The 12,538-nt window shown below is 47.6% G+C and carries 11 protein-coding genes; 4 read left to right on the forward strand and 7 right to left on the reverse strand.

Features of this window, described 5'->3' with window-relative positions; all coding sequences use genetic code 11:
* Window positions 1-55: 55 nt before the first annotated feature.
* Window positions 56-1,171: a TRAP transporter substrate-binding protein gene (locus tag AOC29_RS02060; RefSeq protein WP_215296402.1), complete on the reverse strand. Its 1,116-nt coding sequence runs from the start codon at window positions 1,169-1,171 to the stop codon at window positions 56-58.
* A 234-nt stretch (window positions 1,172-1,405) separates the two neighbouring features.
* Between AOC29_RS02060 and AOC29_RS02065 the strand changes: the two genes are divergently transcribed.
* Window positions 1,406-2,392 (forward strand): D-glycerate dehydrogenase, encoded by a 987-nt coding sequence (locus AOC29_RS02065; RefSeq protein ID WP_215296403.1) that lies wholly within the window; start codon window positions 1,406-1,408, stop codon window positions 2,390-2,392.
* Window positions 2,393-2,479: 87 nt separating this feature from the next.
* Here AOC29_RS02065 and AOC29_RS02070 read toward each other — a convergent pair whose 3' ends face one another.
* The 5 genes from AOC29_RS02070 to AOC29_RS02090 form a co-directional block, all read right to left on the reverse strand.
* Window positions 2,480-2,773 carry a hypothetical protein gene (locus AOC29_RS02070; protein ID WP_215296404.1) on the reverse strand — a complete coding sequence of 98 codons (294 nt, stop codon included), beginning with the start codon at window positions 2,771-2,773 and terminating at the stop codon, window positions 2,480-2,482.
* 12 nt (window positions 2,774-2,785) lie between these two features.
* Complete coding sequence (gene glp, locus AOC29_RS02075) at window positions 2,786-4,099, reverse strand: gephyrin-like molybdotransferase Glp (protein ID WP_215296405.1); 1,314 nt, start codon at window positions 4,097-4,099, stop codon at window positions 2,786-2,788.
* The gene (gene mobA, locus AOC29_RS02080) at window positions 4,096-4,701 is read right to left on the reverse strand and encodes a molybdenum cofactor guanylyltransferase MobA (RefSeq protein WP_215296406.1); all 606 of its coding nucleotides are present in this window, start codon (window positions 4,699-4,701) and stop codon (window positions 4,096-4,098) included. The genes glp and mobA overlap by 4 nt, the downstream gene beginning before the upstream one ends.
* Window positions 4,701-5,837: a GTP 3',8-cyclase MoaA gene (gene moaA, locus AOC29_RS02085; RefSeq protein ID WP_215296407.1), complete on the reverse strand. Its 1,137-nt coding sequence runs from the start codon at window positions 5,835-5,837 to the stop codon at window positions 4,701-4,703. Before moaA ends, mobA begins: the two co-directional genes overlap by 1 nt.
* Window positions 5,838-5,931: 94 nt before the next feature.
* Window positions 5,932-8,577, reverse strand: coding sequence for an Rne/Rng family ribonuclease (locus tag AOC29_RS02090; protein WP_215296408.1), 2,646 nt, complete (start codon window positions 8,575-8,577; stop codon window positions 5,932-5,934).
* A 465-nt stretch (window positions 8,578-9,042) separates the two neighbouring features.
* Here AOC29_RS02090 and AOC29_RS02095 point away from each other — a divergent pair, with 465 nt between their 5' ends.
* From AOC29_RS02095 to sppA, 3 genes are read left to right on the forward strand one after another with little or no spacing between them, the layout of a single operon-like run.
* The gene (locus tag AOC29_RS02095; protein ID WP_215296409.1) at window positions 9,043-10,050 is read left to right on the forward strand and encodes an RluA family pseudouridine synthase; all 1,008 of its coding nucleotides are present in this window, start codon (window positions 9,043-9,045) and stop codon (window positions 10,048-10,050) included.
* A 27-nt stretch (window positions 10,051-10,077) separates the two neighbouring features.
* Window positions 10,078-10,752 (forward strand): HAD-IA family hydrolase, encoded by a 675-nt coding sequence (locus AOC29_RS02100; protein WP_215296410.1) that lies wholly within the window; start codon window positions 10,078-10,080, stop codon window positions 10,750-10,752.
* 27 nt (window positions 10,753-10,779) lie between these two features.
* Window positions 10,780-11,727, forward strand: a complete 948-nt coding sequence (gene sppA, locus AOC29_RS02105; protein WP_215296411.1) for a signal peptide peptidase SppA — start codon at window positions 10,780-10,782, stop codon at window positions 11,725-11,727.
* A gap of 38 nt (window positions 11,728-11,765) precedes the next feature.
* Here the strand turns inward: sppA and AOC29_RS02110 are convergent, their stop codons facing one another.
* Window positions 11,766-12,536 carry an SAM-dependent methyltransferase gene (locus tag AOC29_RS02110; protein ID WP_215296412.1) on the reverse strand — a complete coding sequence of 257 codons (771 nt, stop codon included), beginning with the start codon at window positions 12,534-12,536 and terminating at the stop codon, window positions 11,766-11,768.
* Between the last annotated feature and the right edge of the window lie 2 nt (window positions 12,537-12,538).

The following is a 12,538-nucleotide window of genomic DNA, read 5'->3' on the forward strand; positions in this document are numbered from 1 at the left end:
CCGGACGGGGGTACCGTCCGGTCAGATACTCTTAAAACGCTATTATAAAGGCAAATTAAGCCTTGAAGTAATGGTCGTAGGCGATCTTCATATCAACGTTTACAAGCAAATCCCAGCGAACTGCGCGTTGGGCAAAGGCTTTTTGTGAATCTAGTACCTTCTTGAACATTGGGAGTTCAGCAGCCTTTTTCGCAATAATCTTGTCCCAAGCATTCAACTGGGCCACCAAAATAGACTTCGGCGTAGCGTAGAACTTCACTTTGTCTTTGGTTTGTAGCTCAGCGAAGTCTTTGGAATAGCGATCGATTGCTTTCCAGGACATATCAGCAGAAGCTGCCTGAGTGCCATAGGTAAGGATGGCTTGAAGATCAGCAGGCAAGGAGTTGAATTTCTTCTTATTGAAGATAATTTCAAATTGCTCTGAAGATTGGTGGAAGCTTTGGAGCATGTTGATCTTAGATACGTCTGGGAAGCCGAGGATACGGTCTGAAGACGCGTTATTAAACTCAGCTGCATCGAGAACGCCGCGATCCATCGCTGGAATAATCTCGCCGCCAGGCAAGGCCTGAACTGATGCACCCATATCGGTGAAGATCTCAATCGACAAGCCAACAGTACGGTATTTCAAGCCCTTCAAATCATCCGTTTTAGCGATTGGCTTTTTAAACCAGCCTAATGGCTGAGTTGGCATTGGACCATAAGGGAAGGAAACGACGTCGAGCTTAAGGTCGCTATAGATCTCATTGAGCAATTGCTGACCACCACCATATTGGTTCCAAGATAGCAATGTATTGGCATCCATACCAAAAGCAGGACCAGATCCCCATAGTGCTAGTGCTGGGCTTTTGCCGTACCAGTAAGCCAAAACGCCATGGCCGCCATCCAGTGTTCCACTAGATACAGCGTCCAACATATCGAAGGCCTTTACTACTGAACCAGCTGGTAGCACTTCAATTTTGAGGCGACCACCTGACATTGCATTCACTTTAGTAGCGTAGTCATTGGCGTACTCATGGAAAATATCTTTTGCTGGCCAGGTAGATTGAAAGCGCAAGTTCACAGTTTGCGCAGAAGAAATCATTGGGAAAGCCATTGCAGCTGCGCCGGCACTGCCAACGGCTGCGTTCTTTAAGAACTTACGACGTGGGCTGTTGTTGGTTGTTTCAGACATCTGTATCTCCTATGGTTGTTGCTTTTAATAAATTACGGCTGAGTAAAACAAAATCTTACTAAGATTAATCGAATTCGCTAGCTAGGGGGTTGAGGGTTTCCCCTTGTTGCTCAGGGTTTTTATTGTGCATTGCAATAATAAAACCCTGAGCTGAGATTGCGAGGGTCATGGCACTACCCTAGGTAAACTACCGCTGATGCAAAAAGCAATTGATCGATTAATAAAAGGGTATTCATGAGCAATAAACCAAAAGTTTTGGTAGCGAGAGCAATATTTCCGGATTTACTGGCAAAGTTAGAGGAATCCTTTGAGGTTCGCTCCAACCAGGCAGATCAAGTACTCACGCCAGAAGAGCTCCAGAAAGAACTCGAGAGTGTTGCTGGTGCATTAGTGACTGGAAGTGAGCGTATTGATGCTGCGGCTTTGGCTCACGCTAAAAATTTGAAGATCGTTGCCAATATCTCCGTTGGCTATAACAATTTTGATGTGCCGGCAATTACTGCGGCTGGTGTAATGGCTACTAATACGCCCGATGTGTTGACCGATACCACTGCTGATTTTGGTTTTGCCTTATTGATGGCAACCGCCAGACGGATTACTGAATCTGAACATTGGGTGCGCGGAGGCTATTGGGATAAATGGTCGATTGTGCATAACCCTTTGGGTATGGATTTGCATCACAGCACGATCGGCATTATTGGAATGGGCCGAATTGGTCAGGGGATTGCCAAGCGCGCACTCGGTTTTGGGATGAAGGTCATCTATCACAATCGCAATCGTTTATCTGAGGTTGACGAAAAAGCCTGCGGCGCGAGCTATGTATCTAAAGAGGAATTACTGTGTACTGCCGATCACGTTGTTTTGGTTTTACCTTACACGCCAGAGAATCATCACACTATCGGTGCGAAAGAAATTGCACTCATGAAACCTACGGCAACCCTTGTCAATATTGCTCGGGGTGGAATTGTGGATGATATGGCTTTAGCTCAAGCACTTAAAGACAAAAAGATTTTTGCTGCCGGCTTAGATGTATTCGAAGGTGAGCCGAAGGTCAATCCTGAGTTATTGAAATTAAGTAACGTAGTGTTAGCCCCGCACATTGCGAGTGCGACTGAAAAAACGCGTAGAGCAATGATCGATTTGGCGGTTGAGAATTTGCGTGCAGCACTCGCTGGTAAGAAACCACCTAGCCTAATTAATACCGAGGCTTTTAAAGGGTAGCTAGGAAAGATGTTCTTAAAGAGCAATAAGTAGAAAGTAAAAAAGCCGAGAAATTCTCGGCTTTTTATTTGAGTATGCTGGCCTCAATTACTCTGCGTCAACCTCTTCTGGAAGATCGCGCAAAGCTAATTCAATACCGCCAAATTTTCCAGCCACCCAGTTGTAGACTTTGCAGGCAATCCACAGTAAACCAAATCCAAGAAGTGCATTGAGAATCAAGGCAGATAGCACGGTAAATCCAGGAATCGCGCCATCACGAATGAAGGCTACAAATAAAGCTAATAAGACGATGGGCACAGAGAAGCATAAGTAAACTAAGACCAAAGTTTTAGCGGTATGAGTTGGATCTAGGAAGACAAGTTCTTTTTTGGTTAGTTTCATGATGACGCAATCTTAAAGCAGTCCATCGAAAAGCGCTATATCAACCCAGTCACCCGCAGCAATATTTCCTTGGTCGTGACCAAGGATGACAAAGCAGTTTGCCTCACTCATGGAGCGCAAAATTCCTGCCCCTTGGCTGCCCGTCAGCCTCACACTGGGTTTGCCTTCAGCATTGCGCCCCAAGATGGCGCGTTGAAATTCTGTGCGACCGGGTTTCTTACGAATGGCTGTTTCAGTCACGGCTTGCACTAGTGGCGGTTCAGTTTGACTGGCGCCATTGAGTTGCAAGAGGGCGCTTCGGACAAATTGATAGAAGGTCACCATCACCGCCACTGGGTTGCCTGGAAGACCAAAGAAGAGGGTCTTGCGGGCGCTAGATGTTCCAGGAATGGGCTTGAGGATTCCGAAAGCCATGGGACGACCAGGGCGCATCGCAATTTTCCAGAAACCAACGTCTCCCAACTCTTGCATAATTTGTTTAGTAAAGTCTGCCTCACCAACGGATACGCCACCAGAAGAAATCAATACATCCGCCTTGGCAGCTGCCTCAATGAAAGCTTGCTTGAGCGATGCTGGATCATCGCGCACAATGCCACAGTCGACGATCTCTAGATCTAGGCGATTAAGTAAACCGGTCAGACTGTAGCGATTGCTGTCATAAATGCTGCCGGCAGTGAGAGACTCCCCTAAGGAGCGTAGCTCGTCACCTGAAGACAAAATAGCCACCTTTAATTTGCGTCGTACTTTAAGGGTGGCAATACCCAGCGATGCTGCTAAACCTAAATCGGAGGGGCGCAATAATCGACCAGCAGTAATAGCCGCTTTACCTTTTTGTAAATCTTCTCCGCGTAAGCGACGGTTCTCGCCTGCCTTGAGTTGATCTGATTTGAAACTAATAGATTCATGATTAGTGGCGGTGAACTCTTGGGGTATCACGGTGTCACAAGCAGCAGGCATCACCGCGCCAGTCATGATCTTGAGACATTCGCCAGCTTGAATCTCACCCTCATAGGGCTTGCCTGCTAAGGCTGTTCCTGCAACACGCAAGCTAATTTCATCAGCGTTTGTTTTCAGACATTGGCCATTAAATGCATAACCATCCATTGCAGAGTTATCTGCGGCGGGTACATCGATTGGCGATAGTAAATCTTCTGCAAGAATCCGATTAATCGCGTGGTCTAGTGAAACCGTTTCGATGTCAGCAGGATGATGCATGGTTTGAGATTCTTGAAGCAGCTCGCTAACTAAATCAGCGATAGCCTTGCGTGCCTCATCAACGTGCAGTGATGAAGTTAGCAAAATAGGGCTATTGGGTGAGTGCTTCATGCAGACGCTGCTTCTAAGGATTGCAATTCTTCCGGTGTGTTGATATTGGCAAATGCTCGGGCATCGTCAAAAATCACAGTGCTACTTTTTAATTCTTTAAACCAGCGATCAATCTTGAGATCACCTTTCTGTAGAAAAGAATCTAATGAATCTAGTAAGTCAGTACGCATCAGGCAGAAAACAGGCTGCGCCCAGACTTTGCCATCTGCCTCTTGACTAGAGGCATAGACCAATTGATAGTCACCCCGCTCTAATTCAGTAGCAAGTTTTGCAGCGAGATCAGTTGGCAGTAGCGGTGAATCACATGGGCTAGTCATGAGATAAGGTGTTGTGCAAGCCTTCAATCCAACCGAGAAACCTGCCAAAGGCCCTGAGAAATTAGGCGTTTCATCCATGATGACGGGGTAGCCATAGCCAGCGTATTTGGTGATATTTCGATTGGCATTAATCAGCATTGAGCCCACTTGTGGCTTGAGTCTGGTGAGCGTCGCTTCAATCATAGGCTTTTGATGAAAAGGAATCAGACCTTTATCGATGCCCCCCATGCGCTGAGCACGGCCACCCGCCAGAATCAGTCCAGTAATGTGTTCTGTCAGAATCATTAGCCACCGATATAAGACATTTCGACTTTGCGATTACCAGTCGATAGCTTGGCGGTATGCGAGCCCCGAATTTCGGAGTAATGATCATCACGCGCAGACCAGGTATTCATAATGGCATTGGCGATTTCTAAATCACTTTTTCCAGAACGTAATAAGGTTTTGAAATCAAATCCTTCATTGGCAAAAAGACAAAGATACATTTGGCCATCGGTAGAGATACGGGCACGAGTGCATTCATGACAGAAGGTTTGCGTCACACTAGAGATCACACCGATCTCACCAGAGCCATCGGCATAACGCCAGCGCTGCGCAACTTCTCCGGTGTAATTCGCCTCAATAGCTTCCAGAGGAAATACTTCATGAATACGAGCGATCACTTCTTTAGAGGGAAGCACTTCGGCCATATTCCATCCATTAGAGCTGCCCACATCCATAAATTCAATAAAGCGCAGAATGATGCCGCTACCTTTGAAGTGTTTGGCCATGGCAACGATCTCATGATCATTCGTTCCCTTTTTCACAACCATATTGACTTTAATGTTCTCAAAGCCAGCTTCTTGTGCGGCGTTAATGCCATCCAACACATCAGCCACTGGAAAATCAACATCGTTCATCTTTTTAAAGATCGTGTCATCCAAGCCATCAAGACTTACCGTCAGTCTTTGTAGTCCAGCGACTTTGAGAACTGCAGCCTTCTTACGCAGGATGCTGCCGTTTGTTGTGAGAGTGAGATCTAAAGGCTTGCCCGCAGGAGTACGCACGGCTGCCAACATCTCAATGAGTACTTCTAAATTCTTGCGCAACAATGGCTCACCGCCAGTCAAGCGAATTTTCTCAACTCCAAGAGTTGAGAAAATAGTAGTGAGGCGCGTAATTTCTTCAAAGCTTAATAACTCTTGATGCGCTAAGTAAGGATAGTGTTGATCGAACACTTCCTTTGGCATGCAATACGTGCAGCGGAAGTTACAGCGATCAGTGACAGAGATGCGTAGATCACGCAAAGCACGGCCACGAGTATCTTGAGTGCGATCATGGGGCGCCAGTAATTCCCCGCCAATAGAGGGCGTCAGGCCTTTGCCTTCATCAATGCGAATAGGAATGACTTTGGACGTTGCGGGGATTGCTTTTTCAACCATATGCTGAATTATGGCTGTGAAACGGGGTTTCTGCCAAACCGCCCAATATCCTTTTGGGATACGAGGCAGTCTGGAGAAAAAGTTTTAGTAAGTCTTAAACCGTTTTTTCTTGGCCACCGGTTTCAACTAAGACCATGGGGCCATCGGGCAGGGTTGCGGCTGGTTTAGGTGTTCTGCCTAAGTTATCCGCAACGGGTTCTGCCTGAATCTGGTTTTGTGCTTCAGCATGCTTAGAGGAATCAGTACCCACCCAAATCATGCCGGCAGATTCCACCACGCTGTGCAAAGGAGTTTCTTCAAGTGCCTGGAAAGCAACTTTAGGAAGCTCTGGTACAGGTTTAGCAATCACCTCAACAGTAGAAACTGCCGCCACCATTGCAACCGGTGCTGCAGCTGGAGTAGTAGCTGTGTTTTGAGCTGGACGATTTGATTGACGTGGAGGGCGTGGCGCTCTCTCAGCTCTTTCTTGTTTTTCCGCAGCGGGCTTTGCATTACCGAAACTATTGGCAAGATTCTGAATCGGCATAGATGCGGATGCACCAGCCATGCCTACAGGAGGCCCACTGAATGGACTTGCTGATGGTGCTACAGAAACTACATCACTATTCTCAGTGCGCTCATCGCGTTCACCACGTTCATTCCTTCCGCGACCACGACCACGACGATTGCGACCACGACCACGACGCTCTTCACCTTCAGCGCTTGGTGCAGCTTCGCTACCAGGACTAGCTTCAGTTGCAGGGGTTACTGCAGCCGGGTTTGCTTGACGCTCAGGTTTTGGGCCGTTTTGATTACGGTTGCCATTGCGATTATTGCGATTGCCGTTGCGGTTGTTATTGCCTTCAGTAGCTGCACCATCAGCAGCATTGGCTACTGGACGCTCAGCACGTTCACCGTTGCGATCATTGCGTTCGCCACGACGATTGCGGACACGATTACGATCGCCACCATTACCGCCATTACCATTGCGACCTTGATTACGACCACGGTTATTACTTGGCACTGATTTCTCTTCAGTTACTGGAGAAGAAGAGAAGAGTTTCTTGATAAAGCTAAAGAAGCCGCCAGAACTCTCAGCCGATGCTGTTTCAGTACGCGCTGGACGCGGCTGACTCATAGGCGCAGGTTGTGTTGGTGTAATGCCTTTGACTGCTGCTTCTGGGCGAACCTTGACTTCAGCATCCTTGCGGCTCACTGTCGTGTCAGTCTCTAATTCGCGAGCAGCCTCTTCAGCCATCACGTAGCTTGCTTTTTGATCATCTAAACGAGGATCGTCATGACGCAAACGCTCTAACTTGTAATGCGGTGTTTCTAAATGCTTGTTCGGAACCATCAAGACATTAACTTTGAAGCGAGTTTCAATCTTGATGACTTCAGCCCGTTTTTCATTCAAGAGGAAAGCAGCCACTTCGACTGGAACCTGTGTATGAATCGCTGCTGTGTTCTCTTTCATTGCCTCTTCTTGAATGATGCGCAGAACTTGCAATGCAGATGATTCGGTATCGCGGATGTGACCAGTGCCATTACAACGTGGGCAGGTGACATGGCTACCTTCAGAGAGAGCAGGGCGTAAACGTTGGCGTGACATTTCCATCAAACCAAATTTAGAGATCTTGCCCATTTGAACGCGTGCACGGTCATGACGCAAAGCATCGCGCAGGCGATTCTCAACATCTTTTTGAGCTTTGCTTGATTCCATATCAATGAAGTCGATCACGATCAAACCACCCAAGTCACGTAAACGGGCTTGACGAGCGATTTCATCGGCAGCTTCTAAGTTAGTGCGGGTTGCAGTCTCTTCAATGTCGGAGCCACGGGTAGCACGTGCTGAGTTGACGTCCACGGAAACTAAAGCTTCAGTGTGGTCAATCACGATCGCGCCGCCAGAGGGCAATGGCACAGTGCGTGAGTATGCAGTTTCAATTTGATGCTCAATTTGGAAGCGAGAGAACAAAGGCACATCGTCTTGATAGCGCTTTACTCGGGGCAAATTGTCTGGCATCACTACTGACATGAAAGCAGCAGCTTGTTCATAGATGTCATCGGTATCGATGAGGATCTCGCCGATATCTGGTTGGAAGTAATCGCGGATTGCGCGAATCACTAAGCTAGATTCGAGGTAAATCAATAATGGAGCTGAGTTGCCTTTGGCAGCCTCATCAATCGCTTTCCACAACTGCATGAGGTAGCTTAAGTCCCACTGCAATTCAGTAGCGTCGCGACCAATACCAGCCGTGCGGGCGATGATGCTCATGCCATCAGGTACCTCTAATTGAGACATCGCTTCACGGAGTTCTTGACGGTCTTCACCTTCAATGCGGCGGGATACGCCACCTCCACGTGGGTTATTTGGCATTAATACCAAATAACGACCAGCTAGGGAGATAAAGGAGGTGAGGGCTGCGCCTTTTTGGCCGCGCTCTTCTTTTTCTACCTGAACAATGATTTCTTGACCTTCGCGCAGGGCATCCTTAATGGAAGCATTGCGAACATCAACACCTTCTTTGAAATAGGCTCTGGCAACTTCTTTAAAAGGCAAGAAACCATGACGCTCTTCACCGTAGTTCACAAAGCAAGCTTCTAGGGAAGGCTCAATACGGGTAATAACACCTTTGTAGATATTGCCTTTGCGTTGTTCGCGACCGGCAGCTTCGATATCAATATCAATGAGTTTTTGACCATCGACGATGGCAACTCGCAACTCTTCTTGTTGAGTTGCATTAAATAACATGCGTTTCATAACACTCTCCTATGGGGGAGGGTGAAGTAAGCGCGCTGCGTTAGGGGACAAGTTAGATGCCGCAAAGGACTGAGCCTAAGGCGGTATATAAGTGTGGTTCATGCAACTCTAGGCACTTTTTGCCTAGTTCACCCAGTTAACTGTTGGTTAATTTGGTGCCACACTTGACGATCGCCGCAGAGACCTCCTTTAGGTCATCAATGCAGGCGCGCGCCTGAAAACTGTCTTCTAATCGCGGGTCGCGGCATACGGCACACCAACCCTGCGCCTCATTACAACGGGGGAGGGGCAACCCCGGGAGTCTTTTAAAGGGCGACTCCAAGCTCCACGATTTAAACCTGACTTCAGGTTCTTATCGGGCCAATAAATTGGCTAGAGCGTTGATTATACGGCACAAGTTGAATGACAATGGGGTATTGTTGAGTCCCTTGTCGTCCTTGAGCGAGGTCGCAAGAGAGATAAATCATGAAATCCGATCCAGTATCCAAGCCTAAACCCGCCCCAACCCGCCCCCCGGCTGCAGTCCATTTGCAGACGATTGGTCCGGAAGAAGCAGGCCAGCGTTTGGACAACTATTTGCTACGCTGGGCCAAAGGGGTCCCCAAAAGCCACGTTTACCGCATTATTCGTTCGGGTGAAGTTCGGGTGAATAAAAAGCGGGCTGAACCAACCACTCGCCTGATTGAAGGTGATGTCGTTCGAGTTCCGCCCGTCAGAATTGCTGAGCCCTCCCAAATGGCAGCGGTCAATACCGCCCAGACCAAATCCCGTGCTCAGGGCTATTCCGACAAAATGCCGATTCTGTTTGAGGATGAAGCTCTATTAATAGTTGATAAGCCAGCTGGCTTAGCAGTTCATGGTGGATCTGGCATCGCCTTAGGTGTGATTGAGACCTTGCGCATTACCCGCCCTGAGTTGAAATTTCTAGAATTAGTGCATCGTCTCGATCGTGATACTTCCGGAGTGTTGCTCTTGGCAAAGAAACGCAGTGCTCTTGTAGAGTTGCATCGCCAAATTCGCGAAGGTCAAACGGATAAGCGTTATTACTTGCTTGCTCATGGTGAAATCCAGCAGGGTGCTCAAGTGATGCAGCTCAAATACCCGCTTCATAAATATTTATTAGCAAATGGCGAGCGGCGGGTGCGAGTTGATCCCGAAGGTTTGCCAAGTCACACTGCTTTACGTGTCAGCAAAACGATGAAGCGTGAGGATGCTGCGATTACTTTGGCTGAGGCTCAGTTAAAAACAGGGCGTACTCATCAAATCCGCGTGCATCTGCAGAAGTTGGGCCACGCTATTTTGGGTGACGATAAGTATGGCTTTGAAGATCGAGATAAGCTCATCAAATCCAAAAGACTCTATTTGCATGCCCACCTAGCTAGTTTTACCCATCCTCGCACGGGCGAGAAGATGCGTGTCGAGTCGCCTCTACCGGCAGAGTTTGCAGCGATGATGAAGAATTTTGAACAGTAATGTGAACAGAAGTAATGAGTAAAAAAGATGCCTGAAGAAAATAAGTCGGAGCGCCGATATGACCTGATTGTGTGGGATTGGGATGGAACCATCATGGATTCCACACCAACCATCGTGCACTGCATTCAGCAGGCTTGTCGTGATTTGGGTTTTAAGGAACCCGATGACACATTGGCAAGTTCAGTGATTGGTTTAGGTATTCATGACTCACTACGTCGCGCAGTTCCTTGGATCGAGCCGGTGCACTTTCCAAAATTGACCGATCGTTTTCGCTATCACTATTTAGCAAAAGATCATGAACTCGATTTATTCGTAGGGATTCGTGAGCTCTTAGAAGAATTACGAGCAGATAACTATCTACTGGGAGTTGCCACTGGTAAATCTCGTGTTGGATTAGATCGATCCCTTCAGCATCATCAGATTGGGCACCTCTTTCATGAAACACGCACAGCTGACGAGTCCTTCTCTAAGCCGCACCCAGGAATGTTGCTCGAGCTCTCTGATGTCACTCAAGTGCCCACGCGTCGGATGTTGATGGTTGGTGATACCACGCATGATTTAGATATGGCTGCTAGCGCTGGAGTAGATGCTGTAGCAGTCACCTATGGTGCTCATCCTTTGGATACTTTAAAGACCTCACAGTCGTTAGCGCAGGTAGATGATGTTGCACAACTGTCACAATGGCTCAAGCAAAATCTGTAATTTAATAGGCAACACTGAGGAATCAAGATGGAAAATAATCCAAATCCAAACTGGGAACGTCAAGCGCTTGAGCACTTGCTCTTGGAGAATCTAAAAGAGACTCGTAAAGCGCGTCGCTGGAAGGCGGTACTTCGTATTCTGACTTTGGTGGCCATCATTGGCGTCGTCCTTTCAGTATTTGATTTTCATCTGCCTGGGCGCGGCATGGGTACTGAAAAACATACTGCGATGGTGACGCTAGAAGGTGAGATCTCATCTAGTTCGCTGGCTAATGCGATGGATATCAATTCATCTCTGGTATCTGCGTTTGAGAATGAGCACAGTGCAGGCGTGGTACTGCGTATTAATAGTCCCGGCGGTTCACCTGTGCAAGCAGGCATGATTAATGATGAGATTCATCGCCTACGTAAGCTATATCCAAACAAGCCCTTCTACGTAGTGGTCGAGGATATTTGTGCTTCAGGCGGCTACTATGTTGCGGTGGCTGCAGATCAAATCTTGGTAGATAAAGCCAGTTTGGTTGGCTCCATCGGCGTGATTATGGAAGGCTTTGGTTTCACAGGCTTGATGGATAAATTGGGTGTGACCCGTCGCATGATTACTTCGGGCTCTAATAAAGGCATGCTTGATCCTTTTAGTAAGGAAGATCCAAAGCAAGTGCAAATGGTCAGAACGATGATTGATGAGATTCATCAACAATTTATTGCGGTAGTGAAAGAAGGTCGTGGCGCACGTTTAAAAGACGCACCAGATCTATTCTCGGGCCGTATCTGGAATGGTGAGCAGGCAGTAAAGCTTGGTTTGGTAGATGGTTACGGTACTGTCGATTCAGTAGCGCGCGATATCTTTAAGGCGCCTGATGTGCTCGACTACACCATGAAAGAAAACTTTGCGGAGCGTGTGGCTAAACGCTTTGGTGCTGAAGCGGGTGCCGCTGCTGGTAAAGCTTTAGTAAAGGCGCCAGATCTTAAATAAAAATAGAAAACTTCAGAACTTATAAAAGCTGAATCGATCTAGGCCAATAGTAGAAATACCATTGGCCTATTTTGCAATCCGGCGCAGGCTGCTTCATTGGGATAGCGTTTGCGCCAGTCTGCAATTGACAGTGTTGTAATCATTTCAGATTTGAGGCTGAGATCAACACCAAGGCAAAGTAATGTTTGTGGTGCTAGTGAATTGATACAAGCCATCAGCATGGCCGTATTGCGATAGGGCGTCTCAATCCAAATTTGCGTTTCTTGTAATTTTCGAGATTCAACTTCTAGCTGTTTGAGCTTGGCGCTAAGCTCATGAACGTCATGAGGCAAGTAACCCTGAAAAGTAAAGCGCTGACCATTGAGACCGCTAGCCATGAGGCCCAGCAAGATAGAGCTAGGTCCCACCAAGGGCTTTACTAGAGCACCCAATTTGTGGGCCGCAAGCACCAGTTCAGCGCCAGGATCAGCAACGCCCGGCACTCCAGCTTCGGACATCAGGCCCATATCATTGCCCGCAATCAAGGGTTTTAATAAGTCAGCAGGTTTTACTGACTCACCATATTTTGCATTACGTGCAGCGCCACGCCACTCACTCATTTGTATCTCTTGAATACTGCAGGCTAGCGGTGAGATGCTATCAACCGCTTTCAAAAATGCGCGCGCAGTTTTTGCATCTTCCACAATCCAATGCTTCAGCTTGGCTGTGCAAGCAATCGTTTCACTTGGCAATACCCAAGGTAATTGCTCCGTGCGAGCATCATCACCCAAGGTGTTGGGAACTAAATAGAGTGTGCCGAGCTTTGCCATGA

The organism is Polynucleobacter sp. JS-JIR-5-A7 (assembly GCF_018687935.1).
Taxonomy (GTDB): domain Bacteria; phylum Pseudomonadota; class Gammaproteobacteria; order Burkholderiales; family Burkholderiaceae; genus Polynucleobacter.